A 21695-nucleotide genomic window follows, 5' to 3' on the forward strand; every position below is an offset into this window, starting at 1 on the left:
ATGGCCGCATGACCGACACGCAGAACGTGACGCTGCCCACCATCGCGATGCTCGGAGCCGGCTCCATGGGCCGCGCCATCCTCTCCGGGCTCCTCGCTCCCGGCGTGTCCGTGGCCGGCGGGGTGCGCGTGACCAACCGCTCCGCCGCCCGCGCCGCGGAGCTCGCCGACACCCCTGGCGTCACCGCGTCCGCGACCGATGACGACCCCGAGGCGAACCGCCGCGCCGTCGAGGGCGCCGAGATCGTCATCGTCGCCGTGAAGCCCGCGATGGTCCCCGACCTGCTCCGCGAGATCTCGTCGTCGCTCACGCCGGGCGCCGTCGTCGTCAGCGTCGCCGCCGGAGTGACCGTCGCGACGTTCGAGTCCCTGCTGCCCGAGTCGGTCTCCGTCGTCCGCGCGATGCCGAACACGCCTGCCGTGGTCGGCAAGGCCGTCACCGGCATCAGCGCGGGCACCCGCACGGAACCGGAGGACCTCACGCTGGTGCGCGTGCTCTTCGAGACCGTCGGCCAGGTCGTCGAGGTCCCCGAGTCGCAGCTCGATGCCCTCAGCACCATCTCCGGGTCCGGACCGGCGTACGTGTTCCTCCTGATCGAGGCACTGACCGACGCCGCCGTCGCCAAGGGCTTCTCGCCGGAGCAGGCGGCCGTGCTCGTGAACGGCACGTTCCTCGGCGCCTCGGAGCTCCTCGCGGTCTCTCACGACGGCCCCGCCGAACTGCGTCGGCGCGTCACCAGCCCCAAGGGCACCACTGAGCGCGCCATCGCGGTCCTCCAGGAGGCCGACCTCCCGGACCTCTTCGCCCGCGCCACCGACGCCGCCCTCGCCCGCGCCCGCGAGCTCGCCGCCGGCTGACCCCCGCGCCGGCGCCCAAGCGGCCCAAAATCGGGTCCAAAGTGCCGAGCGGCCCGACAATCAGCCGCCTCGCGACGCTCTGAGCGCAGTTCGGACCCGTTCGGCCACAGCGCCGAACTCGTCGGCGGCTGTGACGAACACGACGTTCCAGCCGCGCTGCACGAGCCACTCCCGCCGGGCGATGTCTTTGCGGTACGCCTCTGCCGTGAGTCTGTGGTGGTCACCCAGGTACTCGATCGCCACCGCGGCGGCCGGATACGCGAGATCGATCATCGCCGCGGTGCGCCCGTCATCCCCGCCCACCCGGTAGTTGGGTTCGGGCGTCGGGAGTCCGGCATCCTCGAGGGCCAAGCGCAGTCGTGTCTCCTGCGGAGACAGCGAACCGTAGCGGATGCGCGCGAACGCGCTTCGCAGGGTGCGGGCTCCTCGGCGTGCACCGTACCGCTCGAGCGCCGATTCGAGCTGACCCGTCGTCGCGGGAGGCGCGGACCCGTTGTACGGCTGGTCTCCGGTGACGACGTAGTCGCCGGCGACGATGAGCTCCTCCGTCGTGAGGATGCTGCCGAGCTGCACCCACGCCTCTTCGGGTGCGAACACCCGCACGCCGTGCCTCCACAGTTGCCGCTGCCCGTTCGGTGTGATGCGGTGCCCGATGACCCCTCTCGCTTTGACGCGATGTGCGGGCTCGAACACGCAGACGTCCACGTCGCGCGGCTCCGCGCTGCGAGGCAACGGGATCCCGTGGAGCAGCGCGGCGGAGCGATGGGAGATGACGGCGTCCGGTGGAAGGATCAGCGCGGCCGCAGTGCAGAGTTCGACGTGGTTGCGAGGTGCCGTCTCCGTCCGTGCGCCGTGGAACGGCCGGTGGTATCGCTTGCTGTAGAGGCTGCTCCGTGGCATTCCCACGGCCAGCCCGTCCTCGACCCTGAATCCATCCATCCCGCGACCCAAGCACACTCCGCACCGCCGCGCGGTTGTCTCTCCACAGGCGTGCGATCGAGACGGCGCAAAGTGGGGTCTAAGCATGCGAAGCGGCTGAGAATGGGCCGTCTCGACGGGCGGCTAGGAGTCGAGGGCGGCGAAGCGCTCGATGTCGGCGGAGGTGCCCGAGATGATGATGAGGTCGTGGTTGGAGACGACGGTGTCGGCGGTGGCGTAGGTGAAGGGCTTGCCGGGGCTCTTCACGCCGACGACGGTGATGTTGTACTTGCTGCGCACGCCCGACTCGGTGAGGTTGAGGCCGCGGATGGGCTTCGGCGGATACATCTTGACGAGGGCGAAGTCGTCGTCGAACTCGATGAAGTCGAGCATTCGGCCCGAGACGAGGTGAGCGACGCGCTCGCCCGCTTCGGCCTCCGGGTAGATGACGTGGTTGGCGCCGATGCGCTCCAGGATCTTGCCGTGAGACTGCGAGATGGCCTTGGCCCAGATCTGGGGCACCTTGAGGTCGACGAGGTTGGCCGTGATGAGCACGCTGGCCTCGATGGAGGAGCCGACGGCGACGACGCCGATCGAGAAGTCCTCCGCACCGATCTGCCGGAGGGTCTCGATCGAACGGGCGTCCGCCTGCACGGTGTGCGTGACGCGGTCGGCCCATTTCTGCACCAGGCCCGCGTCGGTGTCGATGGCCAGCACCTCCCGGCCGAGCCGGTCGAGCTGGCCCGCCGTCGCGGCCCCGAACCGGCCGAGGCCGATCACGAGGACGGGGGCGTTGTGCTTGATCCGGTCAACCAACGAGCGGCCTCTCCTCGGGGTTCTGGTACAGCTGCTTGCGCTGGCTCTGCGCCAGCGCTGCGGCGAGAGTCACTGTACCAACGCGCCCGCAGAACATGGTGACGGCCATCACGTAGACGCCGGGATCGGGGAGGGAGGCCGTCAGGCCGGTCGAGAGGCCGCAGGTCGCGAAGGCGGAGATCACGTCGAACAGCACGTGGTCGAGCGGCGCCTTGGTCATCTGCAGGATCACGATCGTCGAGACCGCGACGATCGTGGCGCCCCAGAGTGCCACCGCGACCGACAGTCGCAGCACGTCGACGGGGATGCGCCGCCGGAACGCGTCCATGGACTCCACACCCCGCGCCTCCGCGAACGCCGCCAGGAACAGCACGGCCAGCGTGGTGACCTTGATGCCGCCCGCGGTGGAGGCCGACCCGCCTCCGATGAACATCAGCATGTCCGTCACGAGCAGGCTCGACCCGTGGAGGTCGCTGATCTGGATGGTCGAGAAGCCTCCCGACCGCGCCATCGTCGACAGGAAGAACGACTGGAAGACCGTGTGCCCCGCGTCGAGGTTCCCGAACGTCTTGGGGTTGTCGTACTCGAGCACGATGTAGAGCACGGCGCCCGCGACGAGCAGGATGACCGATGTCAGCAGGGTCAGCTTGACGTGGATGGACCAGCGCCGCCGCTTCTTGCGGAGATTGGAGGCGATGGCGAGGATGACCGGGAAGCCGATCGCGCCCAGGAACACGCCGATCATCAGCGCGCCGAGGAACCAGAAGTCCTCGGCGAACGGCGTCAGCCCCTCCGCGTTGGGCGCGAATCCCGTGTTCGTGAACGCCATGGCGGAGTAGTACAGGCTCTCCCAGAGGGCCGAGCCGAACGACATCCCGGCCAGGAGCATGCGGGGGAGCAGGAGCACGGCGACGAGGCCCTCGATGACGACCATGCTGAGCGCGACGGTCGTGAGCAGCTTGCCGACCTCGCCGAGCCGAACCGCCTGGCCTTCCGCCACGGGGCCGGCGTGGATGCGCAGCGGGTTGCTGTCGCTCGCCGCCATGAGCTTGGCGCGCAGCCCGAGCCGGCGCGAGATGACCAGGCCCAGGATGCTCGCCATGGTGAGCACGCCGACGGCGCCGATCTGGACGCCGAGGTAGACCAGCAGGTGGCCGAAGACCGACCAATGGGTCGCCATGTCCACCGTCGAGAGCCCGGTGACGCAGATGACGGAGACGGCGGTGAAGAGGGCGTCCGCCAGCGGGGTCACCGAGCCCTTCACCGTCGCGATGGGCAGCGAGAACAGCAAAGTGAAGATCAGGATGAGGAGGGTGAAGACGAGGATCGCGAATCGCGACGGGCTCCGGGAGGCGAAGGCGTTGAGCGCGCCGCGCACCCGGGCCACGGGGGTGGCGGCGCCGCGCCGGGCCGCCGGGGTCGTAGCCATCGTCCGTTCCCTCCCACCGAAGCTTCGGACATGGTACTCCGCCAGTGGAGTGACTAGCCTGGGGGGATGGCCGACATCTTCGACGTGATCGCCGACCCCACGCGGCGCGACATCCTTCGCGTGCTGCTCGACCGTCACTCGGAGGCTCCCGACGGCGTCGGCGAGATCTCGGTCTCGGAGATCGTGGCGACCCTCGAGCTGAGCCAGCCGACCGTCTCGAAGCACCTCAAGGTGCTGCGGGAGGCCGGCCTCGTGTCGGTGCGCGAGGAGGGTCAGCACCGCTACTACCGGCTCGACGCGACGCCGCTGGAGCTCGTCGAGGACTGGGTCATCCCGTTCACCGCGGCCGATGTCGACGCCGCCGCGATCTCGGCGCAGCTCGCGGAGGAGACTCGCGAGTTCGCGAGCACCGTCGGAAAGGTGCTGGCCGACACCCGGCACGCGGTGTCGAACGCGACCGAGCGCGTCACCAAGTGGCGGCGCGACTGAGCGGCGCCTCCTGGCGCTCGCGCTTGCCGCGAGAGGCAGCGGCCCAATAGAGTCCTGTCACCCGCCGGACACCCGAGTACCATGGCGGGCGGAGAGAGGACGTCGATGGCACACGATCTGAAGGATGTGCGCTTCCTGACGGTCGCGGAGGTGGCCGACATGATGCGCGTCTCCCGTATGACCGTGTACCGGATGGTGCACTCCGGGGAGCTCCCAGCCATCCGTTTCGGCCGCTCGTTCCGGGTGCCGGAGTCGGCCGTCGATCAGGCTCTGGAGAACCACGTCGCCGACACGGCCTGACGTCGGGTAAACTGGGTGTTCGTGTCGCCGCGCACCCCGCGGCAAACCCCCCTAACTTTGTGAGGTCTACGTGGGTTCCGTTATCAAGAAGCGTCGCAAGCGTATGGCGAAGAAGAAGCACCGCAAGCTTCTCCGCAAGACGCGCCACCAGCGTCGCAACAAGAAGTAGACCTCAGCGTCTGCGGCTCAAGCGTCGGTCCGTTCTGGCCCGGCGCTTTTTGCTGTGCCCGGAAGAGCACAGTGCTGTGCCCGGAAGAGCACAGTGCTGTTCCCGAAGACATACAGTGCTGTGCCCTCACGGGCTAGGCTGATCCCTGTGTCCGCCGTCACTCTGACCCTCATCGGCAAGCCGGGCTGTCATCTCTGCGACGACGCCCGCGATGTGATCCGCACGGTCGTCGACGAGCTCCCGGACGGCGCTCCGGTCGTGGAGGTCGAGGAGCTGAGCATCCTCGACGATGCGGTCCTGCACGAGAAGTACGTGGAGGAGATTCCGGTCGTCCTGGTGGCCGGGCGCATGCACACCTACTGGCGGGTCGATCCGGCCCGGTTGCGCACCGCGATCCTGGAGGACCGATGACCATTCGCCACGTCGTCACGTGGAAGCTCGCCTCGTCCGATGAGGCCGAGCGTGCCGAGCACGCCGCCGCCGTGAAGACGAAACTGGAGTCGCTCGTCGGCGTCGTGCCGGAGATCGAGCGCCTCGAGGTCGGCGTCAATGTGCTGCCCGGTAACTTCGATCTGGTCCTGATCAGCGATTTCGCTGACCTGGATGCCGTGGCGCGGTACCAGGTGCATCCCGCGCATGAAGCGGTCGCGTCCTACATCCGCTCCGTGGTCGACGGGCGCAGCGCGGTCGACTTCGAGGTCTGATCCCGGAACGTGGAAGCGCCCGGCCCCTGTGCGGGGCCGGGCGCTTCTCTCGTGGTGGCGATGGTCAGACGTTGGCGTTCTCGTCGATCTCGCGGTCGCTGCGGCGGTGCTCGGCGAGGAACTCGGTGAGCGTCGGTGCGAAGAGCGCGCCGACGAGGTCGCCCGCCTTCTGGCCGTCGCGCGCCTTGGCCGCCTCGAAGATCGCCGTGACGTTCGCCGCGAGCTCGTCCGTGTCGAACGGGCGCTGCCAGGCCGCGATGTAGCGCAGCAGCTGCGGGCCGAGGCCTTCGCTCACGGAGAGCAGCACCACGTTGTCGGAGTTGCGCGCGAACTCCAGGAAGAAGTCGTTGAGCGCCCGGCCGAGCGCGGGCTTGTCGCCGGCCTTGGCGGTCTTCTTGACCTCCTTCTGCGCCTTGTCGAGGCGGGTGACCGCGGCGTTGTCGAGGCCCGGGACGGCCGTGCGGGCGGCGTGCTCGTGCAGCAGCCCGGTCGTGTAGATGGCCTCGTCGATCGCGCGGCGGTCGATGGGGGCGACGCGGGTGTACCGGTTCGGCGCCATCTCGACCAGTCCGATGTCGGCGAGCTTCATGAGCGCTTCGCGGATGGGAGTGCGGGAGACGCCGAGCCACGAGGTGAGCTTGTCGTCGAGCAGGGTCTCGCCGGGCTCGAGCGTGCCGTCGAGGATGCCGTCGTAGAGGCGGGTGTAGACGACGTCGCGCAGCAGCTGCCGCTCGACGGGGGCGGAGTCCTTCACGGGCAGCGGCATCAGGCGGTCTTCCCTTCGAGTGCGGCGAACTCGTCGACGGCGGTCTGGAGGCCCTTGTCCCAGTATGCGGCGAACGCGGCGGCGGCCTTCTCGGCATCGCCGGCGGTGGCTGCCGTGACGACCGGCTTGAGGAGCGGCAGGCTGCCCACGTACGCGGCGTCGGAGGGAGTGGCGATCAGGGCGCGGCGCACTTCGGGCAGGTGCCGCTTGACGAGGCGGGCGATGGTGCGGTTGTCGAGCCGGCGCACGAAGACGTCGATGAGGCCCGCGGTGAGGAGGCCGTCGCGCTCGAGTTTGGTGGCCGTCTTGTCGGCCGCGCTCGTGAGCGTGGCGCGGAGGGTCTCCTTGTCGGCGTCGGTGAGGAGCGGGGTCGCATCCCGCACCACGCCGCGCAGCAGCGTGCCGACGGTGTCGGCGAGCCCACGGAGCCGGGTCGTGTCGATCGGCGTGACGCGCGTGCGCTTCTGCGGCATGATCTCGACCAGCCCCATGGTGGCCAGCTGGTTCAGGGCTTCGCGGACCGGCGTGCGCGACACACCGACCCACTTCTCGATCTCGGCGTCGTAGAGCTGCTCGCCGGGTGTCAGGTCGCCCTCGACGATCGCGTCGAGGAGACGGAGGAAGACTTCGTCTCGGATGAGCCGTCGCGGGCTGACGGCCTCGGTTACGGGTACAGGCATACTTGAATATTACATCCGCCCCGCCAAGATTCAACCGCCCGATTCCAGACCGGCTCAGAAGCGCCGGCCAAGCGCTTTCGCCTTCAGGGCCTCGACCTCGTCGGGCGGGATCAGCCCCGCCTCGAGGAGGCTCTTCGCCTGCGCTGTCCCCGACTGCCGCCTCCCTTCCCCGTCGGAGGTCGGGAGCTAGGCTGACCGCATGACGCCGCAGTCGCCACCGCAGCTCTGGCGCGGGCGGTCGGCCGGGGGATGGGCGGCGCTGCTCGCGGGACTCGTCGTCGGCGCCCCGCTCACCCTCGTGGTGGGCGTCGTGCTGCTGGCGCTCGGTGCCGTGGCGGCCGTGGTCGGGACGGCGGGATGGCTCGTCGGGATGGCCGCCGCGTGGGTCTGGTACGTCGTGCAGCGCGCGCGGCGCGTGCCGTATCCGTTCCCTTCGCCGCCGCCCACCCGGCGTCGGGCGCGCCGTATCGCGCTGAGCGGCCTCTACCTCTCGCTCGTCCCGCGCACGGTCGGCGGCGCGGCGCGGCTCGCCGGTTGGCTGCTCGCCCCGCTGGCGCTGGGAGCGGGGGTGGCGGGTCTCGTCTTCCCGCGCTGGCGCGCGCGGCCGTACCTGGCGGTGTTCACGCTGCCCGGTCTGCTGCGCAAGGTCGTCGGCCTGGGTCGGCGGCGCGGCCTGCTCCGCGACGGGCACGACGCCCGGCTGCTCGGCTACGACGAGTTCCTGGCGCAGGCGTTCCCCCTGCTCCACGACTTCTTCACCTGGTGGGCCGACCCGGATTCGCGTGCTCCGTACCGTCCGCCCGCGACGATGGCCGACTCGACCGCGGCGCGCCTCGGGCTCCGGCTCGGCCCGGCACCGGACCCGCTGGGAGCACCGGGGCTCGCCGCGGGCGCCATGCGCAGGCGGGCCGTGCGGTCGCTGCGGGAGGTCTTCCTCAGCCAGCGGGAGATCGACGACCTCTGCGACCCCGACCTCGACGACCGCGCCGACGTCGCGGTCATCCGCGTGATCAGCCGCGTCGAGGAGTCCGGTCGGCGCCGGTGGATCGTCCAGCTCCCGAGCACGAAGTCGTGGCATCCACGGGCCGGCGCGGCGCCCAATGACCTCACCGCCGATCTCGTGATCGGTACCGAGCGGCAGGCGACGATCACGCGCGCCGCGATCGCGACCATGCGCGCGGCCGGGATCCGCACCGGCGAGCCGGTGCTCCTCACCGGCTTCAGCCTCGGCGGGATGGTCGCCGCTCAGATCGCCGTCTCCGCCGCGGCGGACGGCTTCGCGGTGACCCATCTCGTCGTCGGCGGCTCTCCGCTCGGGAGGTTCCGGCTGCCGTCGGGTGTCCACGCGCTGTCGCTGGAGCATGTGCTCGACATCGTCCCGCGCATCGACGGCCGCGACAACGCGGTGAGCTCCGCTGCGGGGGGACTGCTCACGGTGAAGGCGAGACCGCCGCTCACCGTCGGGTTCCGGCTCGGAGCCCTCCACCAGTCGACCGCGTACGCCGACACCGCGGCGGTCGTTGAGGCCCGGCCACCGGACGAGCGCGTCGCCGCCTTCCTCCGCGAGCTCGCCCCCTTCCTCGGGCCCGGTCAGCTCGTCGACGACCGCGCGGCCCTGCGCGCCGGCGACCTCCCTCCGCGCGCCGCCGTACCGCTGTACCTGCGGAGCACCGTGGAGGAGGGGATCACCCGGCTGAGTCTCCGCCAGACGGTGCGGCGCATCCCCGGCGTGATCGCGGTGGACGTCTACCAGTCGCGCTCGGGGTTCGCGACGACGGTGATCTGGAACGCCGACATCCTGGCCACGGCACTCGCACCGTGGCCCTCTCGCCGCGGGCGTGCCGCCGTCTATCGGGGGCTCCTCTCGCTGCTCGGCAGGCGGGGAGCGGTCGGCGTGCACCTCCGTGTGCAGGCCAAGCGCACGCCCGGCATCACGTGGGAGGCGACGCTGCAGCGTGCCGCCGACGGCCGCTGGCGCGAGACGATCGACATCACGATCGACGATCGCGCCGACCCGGCCGAGGTGGCGCGGCTGTTCCCCGGCGGCACGGCGCCGATCGAGCTCCTGCACCCACCGCGCGCTTTCGGCCCGGTGGTGGGCGTGGCGTCGCCGCGCTGACATCCCTACGATGGACCCACCCGACCGAGGAGGAACCGTGGGACGAGAGAGCTATTGGAGCGCGGACCCGGACGGACTGCTTCGCGTCGACGCCGGCTTCCGGCTCGCCGATCGTGATCCCGGTGCGAAGCCCGCCTTCGACGGTGGCAAGCAGGAGGGCGTGTCGGCGCTCGCCGAGGGAGCGGGCATCCTCGCCGACCTGCAGGAGCGTCTCTACGCGGCGGCCACACAGGGCGATCAGCGCCGGGTGCTGCTGGTGCTGCAGGCGATGGACACGGCCGGCAAGGGCGGCATCGTCTCGCATGTCGTCGGCGCGATGAACCCGGGCGGCGTGCGGTACGCCGGGTTCAAGAAGCCGACCGCGGAGGAGCTCGCCCACGACTTCCTCTGGCGCATCGAGAAGGCTCTCCCGGGTGCCGGGCAGGTCGGCGTGTTCGACCGGTCGCACTACGAGGACGTGCTGATCGGACGCGTGCGCAGGCTCGCCCCCGCCGAGGAGATCGAGCGCCGGTATCGCGCCATCAACGACTTCGAGCGGGAGCTCGTCGAGACCGGGACGACCCTGGTGAAGGTGATGCTGCACCTCGGCAAGGACGAGCAGCGGAAACGCCTGCAGGACCGCCTGGACCGGCCGGAGAAGCGCTGGAAGTTCAACCCCGGCGACGTGGACGAGCGCCTGCTGTGGGACGACTACCAGGAGGCGTACCAGGTCGTCTTCGATCGCACCTCAACCGCGTACGCTCCCTGGTTCGTCGTGCCCGCGAACCGCAAGTGGTACGCGCGCATCGCGGTGCAGCACCTGCTGATCGACGCCCTCGAGCGCCTGGACCTCGGCTGGCCAGAACCGGACTACGACGTCGACGAGCAGCGCGCCCGACTCGCGGCGAGCTGACGCCCACCCGGCGGAACGCGGGTCAGCCGAACGCCTCCACGATCGGCCGGAACTTCATCGTGGTCTCGGCGAGTTCGCGTTCCGGATCCGAATCGGCCACGATGCCCGCGCCGGCGTACGCCGTGAGGTCCCCACCGGGGTCGAGCTGCGCGCAACGGAGGGCGATCGCCCACTCGCCGTCGCCGTCGCCACCGACCCAGCCGACCGGTCCGGCGTAGCGGCCGCGGTCGAACGGCTCGAGCTCGCGGATGAGGGCGAGCGCGTCGGGAGTCGGAGTGCCGGCGACGGCGGCCGTCGGGTGGAGGGCGTCGGCGAGGTCGAGCGAACTCGCCCCGTCGCTGAGGGTGCCGGCCACATCGGTGGCGAGGTGCCACAGGTTCGGAAGCTTGAGGGTGAAGGGGAGATCGCTCGCGTCGAGGTCTGCGCTGTGCGGGCGCAGGGCGTCGAGCACGCTCGCGACGGCGAAGCGGTGCTCCTGCTGGTCCTTCGTGCTGCTCGCCAGCGTGACGGCGGCGTCATGGTCGGAGGCGGCGTCGGTCCCGCGCGAGATCGTGCCGGCGAGGACGCGAGCGGTCACCGTGCCGTGGTGCACGCGCACCAACGTCTCGGGTGAGGAGCCGACGAGACCGTCGACGGCGAACGTCCAGCACTCCGGATAGCCCAGGGCGAGCTCGACGAGGGCGCGGCGGATGTCGGACTCCAGCGGCAGGTGCCCGCGCAGGTCGCGGGCGAGGACGGTCTTGGAGAGGTCGTGCTCGCGGATACGGGCGACGGCGGCCGTCACGGCTTGCCGGTAGCCGTCCTTGCCGAGGCGGCCGGGGAGGAGCGTGAGCCGGTACTCGTCGCCGAATGCGGTCGGGCGGGGGAGCGCGGGCGCCGCCGAGGAGGCGGACCCCTCGGCGGGGTCGGGCTGCGTCAGCGGGCGGATGCGGGTGATCCAGCTCGTGCTCCCGCGGCGTCCGATCACGATCTCGGGGACGATCAGGGTGCTCGTCGCGGCGCTCTCGTCGGCGAACGCGAAGGTGCCGAAAGCGACGAGCCCGGAGCCGGGCGTCGCCACGGCGTCGGTCACCGTCGCGGCCTCGACCGTCGCCCGCCAGGCTGCGGACGCGTCGCTGATGCGGTCGGGGCCGGAGAACTCGAGCCGGAGCGCCTCGCCGATGCCGGCGATCCCCTCGCCCTTCCTGATCCAGAGGAGCGGATGGTGGGCGTCGATGAAGGGGATGAGCTGGCGGACGTCGTCGAGGGGTGTGGTCTCGACCAAGAGCGCCGTCACGTCCGTCGCCTGTCGCGTGGTCGCTGGTGCTGTCACCGCTACAGCCTACGCCCGGGACGCTGGGCGCCGGATGCGCGCCCGCTGCACGTTCGCCCCGCAGATCCCGTCCATCCCGCCCGCGGAATGCACGGGATCACAGGGCAGCCTAAGCTGGTGTGGTGAGTAAGGCCGACCTCGACAAAAAGCCCGCCCAGGTCGCCGCCATGTTCGACGAGGTGTCCACCCACTACGACCGGACGAACACCGTCCTTTCCGTGGGCAACGCATCCCTCTGGCGAGTGGCGACGACGCGTGCCGTGAGCCCGCGCGCCGGCGAGAGGATCCTCGACGTCGCCGCCGGGACGGGCACATCGAGCGCCTCTCTCGCCCGCGACGGCGCGAGCGTGGTCGCCGCCGACTTCTCCGAGGGGATGATCGAGGTCGGGCGCCGCCGCCAGGCGGGCAACCCCTATGTCACCTTCGTGCAGGCCGACGCGACGCAGCTCCCGTTCGACGACGACGAGTTCGACGCCGTGACGATCTCGTTCGGCCTCCGCAACATCGTCGACCCGCAGAAGGCGCTCGCCGAGTTCTACCGGGTCACCAAGCCGGGCGGCCGCGTCGTCATCTGCGAGTTCTCCCACCCCCCTGTCGGGCTGATCCGCGCGGGATACGGCGCCTACCTCAAGTACGGCATGCCTCTGCTCGCCAAGGTCGCCAGCTCCAACCCTGCCGCCTATGAGTACCTGATGGACTCCATCCAGGCATGGCCGGCTCAGCCCGAGCTCGCCGCGTGGCTGCGCGACGCCGGGTACGAGGCGGTCGCCTGGCGCAACCTGACCGCCGGCATCGTCGCTCTGCACCGCGGCCGCAAGCCCCTCACCGCGAAGACTGCCGCGGCCCCGGCGGCGAAGCCTGCTGCTGCAGCGAAGGCCACGGCTGCGAAGAAGCCCACGCCGACCGCGAAGAGCTCTGCGAAGCCTGCTGCCGCCGCGAAGCCTGCTGCCGCCGCGAAGCCCGCTTCTGCTGCGAAGCCTGCTGCTGCGCCGAAGCCTGCTGCCGCGAAAAAGCCTGCTGCCGCGAAAAAGCCTGCTTCTGCCGAGAAGGCCGCCGGCGGCGCCACGTCCGCTGCCGCGAAGAAGCCTGCTGCCGCGGCGAAGCCTGCTGCCGCCGCGAAGCCTGCTTCTGCCGCGAAAAAGCCTGCTTCTGCTGCGAAGCCTGCTGCCGCGAAGAAGCCGACCACCGCGAAGAAGCCCGCCGCCGGCGGCACGTCCGCGACACCGTCCGTCCCACCCGAGGGGGAGTAGTGCCACGAAGTGTTCCTGCGGTGCGCCGGCCCGCGTCGGTGTCCAGCCAGCTGGGCCTGACCGAGCGGATCTTCGCCCGCGGTGAGGATCGTGCCCTCGCGGCGGCCATCGATGACGGCCTGGTCGCGATCGAGGACGGTCTGCGCGCGCAGATGCGATTCGCCGACGACCTGGCGGACGTGACGACCCGATATCTGCTCGAGGCCGGCGGCAAGCGGGTGCGCCCGATGCTGACGCTCCTCGCGGCGCAGCTCGGCGGGGGGACCACGGACAAGGTGCTGCAGGCCGCTCAGGCGGTCGAGATCACGCACCTGGCCTCGCTGTACCACGACGACGTGATGGACGATTCGCACATGCGGCGCGGGGTGCCGAGCGCCCAGTTCGTGTGGGGCAACTCCGTCGCGGTGCTCACCGGCGACCTGCTCTTCGCCCGCGCGAGCAAGCTGGTCTCCGCGTTGGGCACCCGCGCGATCGAGCTGCAGGCGGACACCTTCGAACGGCTCTGTCTCGGGCAGCTGCACGAGACCATCGGCCCGCAGGAGGGCGAGGACTCGATCGCCCACTACATCAAGGTGCTCGAGGACAAGACGGGCTCGCTGATCGCCGTCGCCGCGCAGATGGGCGTGGTCTTCTCGGGTGCGGACGAACGCTACGAGCAGCCGGTCGTGACGTTCGGTGAGAAGATCGGCGTCGCGTTCCAGATCATCGACGACGTGATCGACCTCTCCGCCAAGGGCGTCGAGGAGACCGGCAAGACCCCGGGCAATGACCTCCGCGCCGGCGTCGCGACCCTTCCCGTGCTGCGCCTGCGCGAGCGTGCCGGCGCGGATCCTGCCGCCGCCGAGCTGCTCGAGCGGCTCGAACGCGACGTGATCGGGACGGCCGAGGAGGGCGAGGTCACTCCGGAGGCCGTGGCCGCCATCGCCGCGCTGCGCGAGCACGAGGTCACCCACCAGACCCTGGAAGAGGCCCACCGATGGGCGCGCGAGGCCGTCGAGGCGCTCGCCCCGCTGCCGGACGGACCTGTCAAGAAGGCGCTCGTCCGTTTCGCGGACTCGATCGTCGAACGTTCCAGCTGAGCACGAAGGACACAACGCATGACCAAACTCCGACTGGCCATCGTCGGCGCCGGGCCTGCCGGCATCTACGCCGCGGACATCCTGCTCAAGGCGGAACGCGGATTCGACGTGTCGATCGACCTGTTCGAGCAGCTGCCCGCGCCCTATGGTCTCGTGCGCTACGGCGTCGCGCCGGACCACCCTCGCATCAAGGGGATCATCACGGCGCTGCGCGACGTTCTCGACCGCGGCGACATCCGCATCTTCGGCAACGTCACCTTCGGGACGGACATCACGCTCGACGACCTCAAGCGGCACTACAACGCCGTGATCTTCGCGACGGGAGCCGTGCGCGACGCCGGTCTGGACATCCCCGGCATCGATCTGACGGGCTCCTACGGCGCCGCCGACTTCGTCAGCTGGTTCGACGGGCACCCCGACGTGCCCCGCACCTGGCCGTTGGAGGCCGAGTCGGTCGCGGTGATCGGCAACGGGAACGTCGCCCTCGACGTCTCGCGGATCCTGGCCAAGCACGCCGAGGACCTCCTGCCGACCGAGATCCCCGACAACGTCTTCGAGATCCTCAAGGACTCGCCCGTGACCGACGTGCACGTCTTCGGGCGCCGCGGCCCGGCCCAGGTGAAGTTCACGCCGCTGGAACTGCGCGAGCTGGGCGAGCTGCGCGACGTCGACATGATCGTCTACGACGAGGACTTCGACTACGACGAGCAGTCGAAGGACGCGATCGCCAGCAACAAGCAGGTCATGGTGATCGACCGCGTGCTGCAGCAGTGGCGTCAGCGCGAGGTCGGTTCGGCCTCCCGTCGCCTGCACCTGCACTTCTACGCCAAGCCGTTGGAGGTGCTGTCGGACGACGACGGTCGCGTGCGGGCGATCCGCTACGAGCGCACCGAGCCGGACGGCGAAGGCGGCGTGCGTGGCACCGGCGAGGTGCGCGAGATCGAGATCCAGGCCCTGTACCGCGCCGTCGGCTACTTCGGATCCCCGCTGCCCGACATCCCCTTCGACAAGAAGCACGGCGTCATCCCGAACCACGAGGGTCAGGTGCTCCGCACGGAGGACAACGAGCGCATGTACGGCGTCTACGCCACAGGGTGGATCAAGCGCGGCCCCGTGGGGCTCATCGGGCACACCAAGTCCGATGCGATGGAGACGATCAAGCACGTGATCAACGATCAGGGAAACTGGTGGTCCCCCACCGACCCTGATGAGGAATCGGTGGAGAACCTGCTCCGCGAACGAGGTGTGGAGTACACCGATCTCGACGGCTGGCACAACCTCGACGAGCACGAGCAGGCGCTCGGAGCCGAGCGTGGTCGCGCCCGCATCAAGGTCGTCCCGCGCGACGAGATGGTGCGCGTGTCGAACCGCACGGCCGTCTCCGCCTCGACCGAGGACTAGGGCGTGTAGCTAAACGCATTTGGGTGCGTTGGGGTGAGTCTTGGACCCGTGTCGCGTGATGTGATCTCGGATGAGGCGTGGGCGGTGATCGGTCCGTTGTTCCCATCGGTGAAGTCGACGGGTCGGCCGCCGGTGGATCGGCGTACGGTGGTCGAGGCGACGGCGTGGCGGTTCCGGACCGGGGCGCCGTGGAGGGATGTGCCGGAGCGGTTCGGGAACTGGAACACGATCTACAAGAACTTCAACCGGTGGTCCGGGCAGGGTGTGTGGGCGCGGGTGTTGGAGAAGACGCAGTCGCTCGCGCAGCGGTCCGGAGATTTGGACTGGGTCGCGTCGATCGATTCCACGATCGTGCGCGTGCACCAGCACGGAGCGACCCTGCCACGCGCCACGGGGGGCTACATCGAACTACAAGAAGTTTGGTGACGAGCCGCCCGATCACGCGATCGGTCGCTCCCGCGGCGGTCTGACGACCAAGAGCCACCTCGTCTGCGACGGGAAGGGCCGCGCGCTGGCGTTCGTTCTCACGTCAGGGCAGACGGCGGATACGAGCATGCTGACCGCGACGCTCAGCGAGATCCGCGTCCCCGGTGCCCGCGGCAGACCACGCTCACTCCCGGACCGAGTGCTCGCGGACAAGGGCTACCCTTCGAAGGCGAACCGGGCTTGGTTGCGGGAACGAGGGATCTCGGTGACGATCCCGGAGCGCGACGATCAGATCGCCTACCGACGCAAGCGGCGCGGGCGGCCGATCGACTTCGGTGAGCAGCAGCGGGCCCGCTACCGCGGCCGAAATGTCGTCGAGCGGTGCTTCAACAAGCTCAAACAATGGCGCGGGATCGCGATGCGCTCAGACAAGACCGCCCGCAACTACTATGCCGGGCTCTGCCTCGCCGCCACCCTCCACTGGGTAGGGACGCTCACGACCTGACGAGCGCGAGGTCGGACCTTCAGATGTCGAGGTCCTCGACGTCGGGGACCGTGAGCGCTGTCATCGTGGCTTGGACCAGCTCTGGCGGTAACTCGTTCGCCATCGCCGCAGTATCGGGGAAGACCGACAGAGATCGTTGACCTGACCGCCACCAGTCTTCCGACCACGTCCTTGGGTTGTTCCATACGGGGGCGTCCTCGTGTGGTGAGATGAAGAGTCGCCAGTTCGGACCCTCGCGCTGGTAGACCGCGATCTGTCCTCCGGAGGTCGCATACACGCGGTAGGTGATCGAGCGCGAACCGTCCTGACTCTCGAACCGCAAGAGCTGACGCCCCGTAAAACGCTTCACCGTGATCACCGGGCCATCGCTGACGTCGACTTCGACTTCGCCCATCTTCTCCGCTCCTCGCTCCTGCTCTCGTGCTGCGACGAACAACCGCAGGCCTGAAGCCACTGCGGCAGAGAGCCCCCCGGCAAGTTCCGCCGCCCGGTCGAATAGCGCCGCATCGTCAGCAGACACATACACGTTCCGAGTAGCCATGCGCATAAGTATGCGCACATCTTGGAGCCGAGTCAACCGGCCATCTCGATCGCACGACGCTCTTTAGCAACACGGCCTAGGCGGCCGACCGGCGGACGCGGAGCGCGCCGGGAGTGGCTGGGCCCGGCGCCGGCATGCCAGTCTGAGGGGATGACGCGCGCGCAGGAGTGGCGGCCGGATGTGCTCGGCGAGCCGTTCGAGCAGCTCACGTTGCCATTGACGCCCGACGCCGAGGGCGAGGTCGTGGCCACGCTGGTGCGCTACGCGCCGCCTCCCCGGCTCGCCGACCTGTGGTCGCACCGACCCGCGGCCGATGTCGACGTGCTGTACGTGCACGGCTGGTCCGACTACTTCTTCCAGAAGGAGCTGGCGCGTTTCTGGCACGATCGCGGGGCACGGTTCTACGCGCTCGATCTGCGCAAGTACGGCCGGAGTCTGCGCGAGGGGCAGACTCCCGGATTCGTCGACGACCTGGCGACGTACGACGAGGACATCGCTGCGGCGCTCGACGCCATCGGCCATGCGTCCGGTGACGGTCGCCGTCTGCTGCTGCTGGGTCACTCGACCGGCGGACTCACGCTCAGCCTCTGGATCGATCGGCACCCCGGCCGGGCGCACGCGCTCGTGCTGAACAGCCCGTGGCTGGAGTTCCAGGCCGGCGGCCCCGGCAGGGCGGCGCTGGCCCCGCTGATCGATCTGCACGCCCGCCTCGACCCGAAGGCGGCCATGCCGAACGTCGACCTGGGCTACTACACACGGTCCGTGTCCGCGACGATGGACGGCGAGTGGGACTACGACCTGGCCTGGCGGCCGGTGCGCGGTTTCCGCGTGCATCCCGCGTGGCTGACCGCCGTGCTCGCCGGGCACGCGCGGGTCGCGGCCGGGTTGTCGTTGGACGTGCCCGTGCTGACCCTCCTCTCGGCGCGGTCGGCACTGCTGCCCTACTGGACGCCGGAGATGATGAGCAGCGACGTCGTGCTGGTGGTGCAGGACATCGCCGTGCGGGCTCTGCGCCTGGCGCCGACCGTGACGGTCTCGCGCATAGACGGAGCCCTGCACGACGTGTTCCTGTCGCGCGAGCCGGTGCGCGCGGCCGCCTACGGTGAGGTCGAGCGCTGGCTGCGCGGGTACGTCAGCGGAAGTTGACGAACTGGAGGGCGACGTCGAGGTCGGCGCCCTTCAGCAGGGCCATGGTGGCCTGGAGGTCGTCCCGGCTCTTCGACGAGACCCGGAGCTCGTCGCCCTGGATCTGCGCCTTGACCGACTTGGGGGCCTCGTCGCGGATCAGCTTCGAGATCTTCTTGGCGGCATCCTGCTCGATGCCGTTCTTGAGCCCGATCTCGATGCGGAACTCCTTGCCGGACGCGTATGGGTCTCCCGCGTCGAGCGACTTGAGCGTGATGCCACGCTTGATCATCTTGGACTCGACGACCTCGAGCACGGCCTTCACCCGCTCCTCGGTGTTGGCCTTGAGCAGGATCTTCTCGCCGCTCCACTCGACCGACGCGCCGACGTTCTTGAAGTCGTAGCGCTGCTCGACCTCCTTGCGCGCCTGGTTGACGGCGTTGTCCGCCTCCATCTTGTCGACCTTGCTGACGACGTCGAACGTGGAGTCTGCCACGGTATCTGCCTCACTCTACGCAAAAATGCTGATCATTGGATATTGTTTGCCTACGTCAATTGTAAGTAGGCACGTGGACAATGACTTTACCGCTGGCTCACGCTTTGCGAATCGGCCCACTAACGTCATCCTAAGGCGGCGCAGGGGTGTTGAAGCGTCCGGATGCGTCGTACCCATCCGAGCCGTCGCCCGAGCTCTCAGAATAGGACCGATCCGGGACGAATTGTGATACATCGGTACGCCGCGAAGTCCCTAGATCGCAGTCGGGGGGGCGTCACTGTCATGCTAACCATCGACTAATGGCACGTCGCTGAGGCGGATCGCCCGTCCGCGATTCGTGGTGCGCACTCGGCCGGGATTCCTGCTGGACACGGGCGAGGTTCCAGCCGGCTGACTCGACAGGGTTAACGGCCGGGTGATTTCGCCGGAGCGACCGCGAGATGAGGCGGATGCGGGTCGGAAGTCATGACACATTGGCGTGATCGTGAACGAGCTTTGACGATCGGGGTCGCCGCTAGACGTCTAGTGCTGTGTGACTGACCGGAGCGTCGAGAGACAGGACAGGTATCCGTGTATAACAATGCTGGTGGAACGGGAGTCATCGTGGGTGGAACCCTCGCCGCCACGGGCTTCAATGCGTTCGGAGCGCTCTTCCTGGGCATCGCCGCGATCCTCGGGGGGCTGATGCTCATGCGCCCGTACCTCATCCGCCGAGCGCAGCGCATCGACGCTTCGTCGTCGATCCACTAGCGCGTGGGCGCGGATCGCATGTCGAGCGGGCCGAATTTGTCTACCGATGGGGTGAAGGTCGCACGGACCAGCCGACTTGGCATCCCTTCCGGCGGGCGATGGGTGCGGATTACGGTGGCGCTGGCTTTCGTGGCGGCGGCCGCGCTCATCCTGTGGAACGTCTCGTTCATCGGAACACTAGAGGCAAAGATTGGGGTGTGGTGGATGGATCTGGTGCTCCCCGGCAAGATCGCGGGCATCGGCAACTCCCTCGTATACAACTTCGAGAACCACGCTCGAGGAGTTCGCGTGACGGCCGAGTGTAGCGTGGCCGTCCTGATCGTGCCGGTCCTGCTCCTCGGCGCCCTGGTTTCGGGATTGACGCGGGTTCCCTTAAGGCGCCTGTTCCGTGCACTCCTTGTGGCTGTGGCGGTCCAGTGTCTCGTGAACCAGATCCGGCTCGCCCTAATCCTCACCACCTACCAATTCTTCGGCCGTTCCGGCTTTGACCTCTCACATGTGCTGGTGGGCTCGTTCCTGTCGATAATTGGCGTCGCCTTCGCATTCTTGTTAGTTGTCAAATCCGGGCGAGGAGAGGTTCGCGCCAAACGGCGCCCGGCTCATGCTTAGTCCAGTTCTGGGCGCGATCTCGCTCTCTCTCGTCGTTGCGTTCCTGTTTTACGTGACCTCTATCCTGGTGCCTTTTCTCGGGCTCAAGCCCAGAGCGCCAGGGGACGCGTCGAAGTTCGAGTGGCATTTCATGATCCCGTGTCGCGATGAGGAGGCCGTGATCGATGACACGCTCAGTCGCCTGCGCTCGAACTTTGCAGACGTGCATGTCTGGGTGATCGATGACGATAGCGACGATCAGACGGCGCAGCGAGTTCACGACTGGTCGGCTCGGGACCCGAACATCCACCTCGTTCAACGCCGTCGGCCGCAGGCTCGAACGGGGAAGGGTGACGCGCTCAACGCTGCGTTCCACGAGCTCCAGTCGTTTCGCAGCAGACAGCCCACTGCGCGCGCGGCGGACGAGACCGTGGTCGTCGTCTTGGATGCGGATGGGGAGCTCGAACGGCACGCGTTGGAGTATGCCGCGAGCGATGGGGTGTTCGGCGATGAGGTAGTGGGTGCCGCGCAGGTCACGGTGAGAATGAAGAACCGGGGCGAGCGCAAACCCATCGCGGATGGTAACTGGATGCACAATGCCGCTGCTAGATACCTTATTCGCATGCAGGATCTAGAGTTTCGCACGATCATCGCCGCGATGCAATCGCTTCGTGGCGTTTCCAACACCGTGGGTTTGGGGGGCAACGGGCAATTTACTCGACTCTCTGCGCTCGAGACTATTGCTACCCGTTATGGAGAGCCGTGGCACGGCTCGCTCCTGGAGGACTACGAATTGGGTGTACACGTGCTCTTGTCCGGCATGCAGGTGCGTCACATCCATGAGAGCTGGGTCGAGCAGGAAGGCCTCACGAGCTATCGTCGATTCTTCACTCAAAGGACCCGGTGGTGCCAGGGCAATATCCAATGCGCCCGATACATCGGTCCTATCGCGCGTTCACCGGAGTTCTCGAACGTGGGTGTGCTCGAGACCGCCTATTACCTGCTTCTGCCGTTCCTGCAGCTGATCGGGGTCGCTATCTGGCTGTACCTGGGATACTTCACAATCTCAGCAATCAGCCTCAACCCGGAGTATTGGGGCAGCCAAGCCTGGGTCTGGATCGCCCTGGTATTCGTGACGGGGGTGCTTCCGTTTGCGATCTGGGGCCCCGTTTATCAGAGGCGATGTGAGAGATCGGCTTCGCCCGTGTGGGGAATCCTCTGGGGCCTCGGGGTGTGGCTCTACGTCGCATACACGTACGTGACGCTCGCCAGGGCGTTCGCGAGGATAGTTCTCCGGCGGAACGGATGGGCGAAGACTCGAAGGAACGCAGAGACGCTTTCGGGGCCGGTAGCGAAGGAGAGCTGAGATGACGACACCAGTCAAGCCGGACGTCCGGACGGGCAGGTCTCGTGCGCGTGGCACACGGATGCGTGCATCGCTGGCGTGTGTCCAGGTGGCCGTGCTGAGCGTGGTCTATGTCGTCGCGGGCGCGTCGATCCTCTGGGTTGGAGCAGGAAGCACTGTAGTCAGCGGAACGCCGGCGACTTTGGCCCTCTTCTTGGTGTTTGGTGGGTTCCTCCAAGCCGGCCGCAAGTTCGCACTCGATTTCTTGACCTCGGGATCGAGGTTTGCCGCACTAGTGGCGACCTTGGCAGTCGCAGATTGCTCCCTGGCGGTCGGGACGTATCTCTGGTGGGACTGGTCCACGTTGTACTTCGTCGGATGGATGGCTACGTTTGCCTTCGTCTCCGTGGGGGTGAACGGCGTGGTGGCCGTCGTGACGGCGTCGCTCAAGCGGCAGGGGTGGCTGATCCAGGCCGCTTCCGTTTTCGCCTCGGCGGTCGCGGTGTGGGGTGTCTGGTCGACGAGCGATGTCTGGAGAGACGGGGTCCTGATTCCCCTCACTACGCTCATATTGGCGACAGTGCTCATCGGCGGCCTGATTGCCGCCTGGGTGAGAAGCGTGCGCGGGAGAGGGTAGCTTTGTGGCCGCCCGTGTCCAGTTCGGTAGATCGAGCTGTGGGTTAACCGTAGGGTGAAGTTCTTGCCTCGTCGCTCTAAGGGTGCCGGGTGAGTCCCTGG

General features: G+C 68.5%; 24 protein-coding genes and 1 pseudogene. 17 read left to right on the forward strand and 8 right to left on the reverse strand.

What is annotated here, in order from left to right; genetic code table 11:
* Positions 1–8: 8 nt before the first annotated feature.
* A complete protein-coding gene (gene proC / locus IT072_RS02860) occupies positions 9–857 on the forward strand; it encodes a pyrroline-5-carboxylate reductase (RefSeq protein ID WP_223359302.1) in 849 nt (282 codons plus the stop codon).
* Positions 858–917: 60 nt separating this feature from the next.
* Here proC and IT072_RS02865 read toward each other — a convergent pair whose 3' ends face one another.
* The 3 genes from IT072_RS02865 to IT072_RS02875 form a co-directional block, all read right to left on the reverse strand.
* Complete coding sequence (locus IT072_RS02865) at positions 918–1796, reverse strand: hypothetical protein (protein WP_223359304.1); 879 nt, start codon at positions 1794–1796, stop codon at positions 918–920.
* 123 nt (positions 1797–1919) lie between these two features.
* Positions 1920–2591 (reverse strand): potassium channel family protein, encoded by a 672-nt coding sequence (locus IT072_RS02870; protein WP_223359305.1) that lies wholly within the window; start codon positions 2589–2591, stop codon positions 1920–1922.
* Complete coding sequence (locus IT072_RS02875) at positions 2584–4020, reverse strand: TrkH family potassium uptake protein (protein ID WP_223359306.1); 1437 nt, start codon at positions 4018–4020, stop codon at positions 2584–2586. Before IT072_RS02875 ends, IT072_RS02870 begins: the two co-directional genes overlap by 8 nt.
* A gap of 66 nt (positions 4021–4086) precedes the next feature.
* Here IT072_RS02875 and IT072_RS02880 point away from each other — a divergent pair, with 66 nt between their 5' ends.
* From IT072_RS02880 to IT072_RS02900, 5 genes are all read left to right on the forward strand, one after another.
* Complete coding sequence (locus IT072_RS02880; RefSeq protein WP_223359307.1) at positions 4087–4509, forward strand: ArsR/SmtB family transcription factor; 423 nt, start codon at positions 4087–4089, stop codon at positions 4507–4509.
* Positions 4510–4614: 105 nt separating this feature from the next.
* Positions 4615–4809 (forward strand): helix-turn-helix domain-containing protein, encoded by a 195-nt coding sequence (locus IT072_RS02885; RefSeq protein WP_223359308.1) that lies wholly within the window; start codon positions 4615–4617, stop codon positions 4807–4809.
* A gap of 70 nt (positions 4810–4879) precedes the next feature.
* Positions 4880–4978, forward strand: a complete 99-nt coding sequence (locus IT072_RS02890) for a 30S ribosomal protein bS22 (protein WP_003792170.1) — start codon at positions 4880–4882, stop codon at positions 4976–4978.
* Between the two features lie 147 nt (positions 4979–5125).
* Complete coding sequence (locus IT072_RS02895; RefSeq protein WP_223359309.1) at positions 5126–5389, forward strand: glutaredoxin family protein; 264 nt, start codon at positions 5126–5128, stop codon at positions 5387–5389.
* On the forward strand, positions 5386–5682 hold the full coding sequence (locus IT072_RS02900) for a Dabb family protein (protein WP_223359311.1): 297 nt from the start codon (positions 5386–5388) through the stop codon (positions 5680–5682). The genes IT072_RS02895 and IT072_RS02900 overlap by 4 nt, the downstream gene beginning before the upstream one ends.
* Before the next feature lie 64 nt (positions 5683–5746).
* Here IT072_RS02900 and IT072_RS02905 read toward each other — a convergent pair whose 3' ends face one another.
* Positions 5747–6448, reverse strand: coding sequence for a GntR family transcriptional regulator (locus IT072_RS02905; RefSeq protein ID WP_223359313.1), 702 nt, complete (start codon positions 6446–6448; stop codon positions 5747–5749).
* Positions 6448–7128 (reverse strand): GntR family transcriptional regulator, encoded by a 681-nt coding sequence (locus IT072_RS02910; protein WP_223359314.1) that lies wholly within the window; start codon positions 7126–7128, stop codon positions 6448–6450. The genes IT072_RS02905 and IT072_RS02910 overlap by 1 nt, the downstream gene beginning before the upstream one ends.
* A gap of 199 nt (positions 7129–7327) precedes the next feature.
* Between IT072_RS02910 and IT072_RS02915 the strand changes: the two genes are divergently transcribed.
* Together IT072_RS02915 and IT072_RS02920 are read left to right on the forward strand one after the other, a co-directional pair.
* Positions 7328–9247 (forward strand): hypothetical protein, encoded by a 1920-nt coding sequence (locus IT072_RS02915; protein WP_223359315.1) that lies wholly within the window; start codon positions 7328–7330, stop codon positions 9245–9247.
* 10 nt (positions 9248–9257) lie between these two features.
* On the forward strand, positions 9258–10139 hold the full coding sequence (locus IT072_RS02920; RefSeq protein ID WP_223359317.1) for a polyphosphate kinase 2 family protein: 882 nt from the start codon (positions 9258–9260) through the stop codon (positions 10137–10139).
* 22 nt (positions 10140–10161) lie between these two features.
* On the opposite strand, the gene IT072_RS02925 is transcribed toward IT072_RS02920, so the two are convergent.
* Positions 10162–11451: an isochorismate synthase gene (locus IT072_RS02925; protein WP_223359319.1), complete on the reverse strand. Its 1290-nt coding sequence runs from the start codon at positions 11449–11451 to the stop codon at positions 10162–10164.
* 122 nt (positions 11452–11573) lie between these two features.
* Between IT072_RS02925 and IT072_RS02930 the strand changes: the two genes are divergently transcribed.
* The 4 genes and pseudogenes from IT072_RS02930 (at position 11574) to IT072_RS02945 (ending at position 16112) form a co-directional block, all read left to right on the forward strand.
* The gene (locus tag IT072_RS02930) at positions 11574–12701 is read left to right on the forward strand and encodes a demethylmenaquinone methyltransferase (RefSeq protein ID WP_223359321.1); all 1128 of its coding nucleotides are present in this window, start codon (positions 11574–11576) and stop codon (positions 12699–12701) included.
* Positions 12702–12721: 20 nt separating this feature from the next.
* Positions 12722–13780, forward strand: a complete 1059-nt coding sequence (locus IT072_RS02935; protein WP_442786797.1) for a polyprenyl synthetase family protein — start codon at positions 12722–12724, stop codon at positions 13778–13780.
* Positions 13781–13798: 18 nt separating this feature from the next.
* A complete protein-coding gene (locus IT072_RS02940) occupies positions 13799–15181 on the forward strand; it encodes an FAD-dependent oxidoreductase (protein ID WP_223359324.1) in 1383 nt (460 codons plus the stop codon).
* Between the two features lie 33 nt (positions 15182–15214).
* Positions 15215–16112 (forward strand): annotated as a pseudogene (locus tag IT072_RS02945) (IS5 family transposase).
* Between the two features lie 19 nt (positions 16113–16131).
* Here IT072_RS02945 and IT072_RS02950 read toward each other — a convergent pair.
* A complete protein-coding gene (locus IT072_RS02950; protein ID WP_223358599.1) occupies positions 16132–16506 on the reverse strand; it encodes an EXLDI protein in 375 nt (124 codons plus the stop codon).
* Positions 16507–16803: 297 nt separating this feature from the next.
* On the opposite strand from IT072_RS02950, the gene IT072_RS02955 reads away from it, so the two are divergent.
* The gene (locus IT072_RS02955) at positions 16804–17799 is read left to right on the forward strand and encodes an alpha/beta hydrolase (RefSeq protein ID WP_223359326.1); all 996 of its coding nucleotides are present in this window, start codon (positions 16804–16806) and stop codon (positions 17797–17799) included.
* Here IT072_RS02955 and IT072_RS02960 read toward each other — a convergent pair.
* Positions 17786–18274, reverse strand: a complete 489-nt coding sequence (locus IT072_RS02960) for a YajQ family cyclic di-GMP-binding protein (protein ID WP_223359327.1) — start codon at positions 18272–18274, stop codon at positions 17786–17788. The genes IT072_RS02955 and IT072_RS02960 overlap by 14 nt on opposite strands.
* Positions 18275–18877: 603 nt before the next feature.
* Here IT072_RS02960 and IT072_RS02965 point away from each other — a divergent pair.
* Genes IT072_RS02965 through IT072_RS02980 form a run of 4 tightly spaced genes read left to right on the forward strand, consistent with a single transcriptional unit; the run spans position 18878 to position 21594 of the window.
* Positions 18878–19024 (forward strand): hypothetical protein, encoded by a 147-nt coding sequence (locus IT072_RS02965; RefSeq protein WP_223359329.1) that lies wholly within the window; start codon positions 18878–18880, stop codon positions 19022–19024.
* A 3-nt stretch (positions 19025–19027) separates the two neighbouring features.
* The gene (locus IT072_RS02970; RefSeq protein ID WP_223359331.1) at positions 19028–19633 is read left to right on the forward strand and encodes an exosortase/archaeosortase family protein; all 606 of its coding nucleotides are present in this window, start codon (positions 19028–19030) and stop codon (positions 19631–19633) included.
* Positions 19626–20978, forward strand: coding sequence for a glycosyltransferase (locus IT072_RS02975; RefSeq protein ID WP_263282058.1), 1353 nt, complete (start codon positions 19626–19628; stop codon positions 20976–20978). Before IT072_RS02970 ends, IT072_RS02975 begins: the two co-directional genes overlap by 8 nt.
* Position 20979: 1 nt before the next feature.
* Positions 20980–21594 (forward strand): hypothetical protein, encoded by a 615-nt coding sequence (locus IT072_RS02980; RefSeq protein WP_223359333.1) that lies wholly within the window; start codon positions 20980–20982, stop codon positions 21592–21594.
* The last annotated feature ends 101 nt before the right edge of the window (positions 21595–21695 follow it).

It is taken from the genome of Leifsonia sp. ZF2019 (assembly GCF_019924635.1).
Lineage (GTDB): Bacteria > Actinomycetota > Actinomycetes > Actinomycetales > Microbacteriaceae > Leifsonia.

Bases quoted from the DNA above. Each gene is read 5' to 3' on its own strand.
- proC (WP_223359302.1), top strand. From the start codon at position 9: ATGACCGACACGCAGAACGTGACGCTGCCCACCATCGCGATGCTCGGA.
- IT072_RS02865 (WP_223359304.1), bottom strand. From the start codon at position 1,796: ATGGATGGATTCAGGGTCGAGGACGGGCTGGCCGTGGGAATGCCACGG.
- IT072_RS02875 (WP_223359306.1), bottom strand. From the start codon at position 4,020: ATGGCTACGACCCCGGCGGCCCGGCGCGGCGCCGCCACCCCCGTGGCC.
- IT072_RS02880 (WP_223359307.1), top strand. From the start codon at position 4,087: ATGGCCGACATCTTCGACGTGATCGCCGACCCCACGCGGCGCGACATC.
- IT072_RS02885 (WP_223359308.1), top strand. From the start codon at position 4,615: ATGGCACACGATCTGAAGGATGTGCGCTTCCTGACGGTCGCGGAGGTG.
- IT072_RS02900 (WP_223359311.1), top strand. From the start codon at position 5,386: ATGACCATTCGCCACGTCGTCACGTGGAAGCTCGCCTCGTCCGATGAG.
- IT072_RS02905 (WP_223359313.1), bottom strand. From the start codon at position 6,448: ATGCCGCTGCCCGTGAAGGACTCCGCCCCCGTCGAGCGGCAGCTGCTG.
- IT072_RS02910 (WP_223359314.1), bottom strand. From the start codon at position 7,128: ATGCCTGTACCCGTAACCGAGGCCGTCAGCCCGCGACGGCTCATCCGA.
- IT072_RS02915 (WP_223359315.1), top strand. From the start codon at position 7,328: ATGACGCCGCAGTCGCCACCGCAGCTCTGGCGCGGGCGGTCGGCCGGG.
- IT072_RS02920 (WP_223359317.1), top strand. From the start codon at position 9,258: ATGGACCCACCCGACCGAGGAGGAACCGTGGGACGAGAGAGCTATTGG.
- IT072_RS02940 (WP_223359324.1), top strand. From the start codon at position 13,799: ATGACCAAACTCCGACTGGCCATCGTCGGCGCCGGGCCTGCCGGCATC.
- IT072_RS02950 (WP_223358599.1), bottom strand. From the start codon at position 16,506: ATGGGCGAAGTCGAAGTCGACGTCAGCGATGGCCCGGTGATCACGGTG.
- IT072_RS02955 (WP_223359326.1), top strand. From the start codon at position 16,804: ATGACGCGCGCGCAGGAGTGGCGGCCGGATGTGCTCGGCGAGCCGTTC.
- IT072_RS02975 (WP_263282058.1), top strand. From the start codon at position 19,626: ATGCTTAGTCCAGTTCTGGGCGCGATCTCGCTCTCTCTCGTCGTTGCG.
- IT072_RS02980 (WP_223359333.1), top strand. From the start codon at position 20,980: ATGACGACACCAGTCAAGCCGGACGTCCGGACGGGCAGGTCTCGTGCG.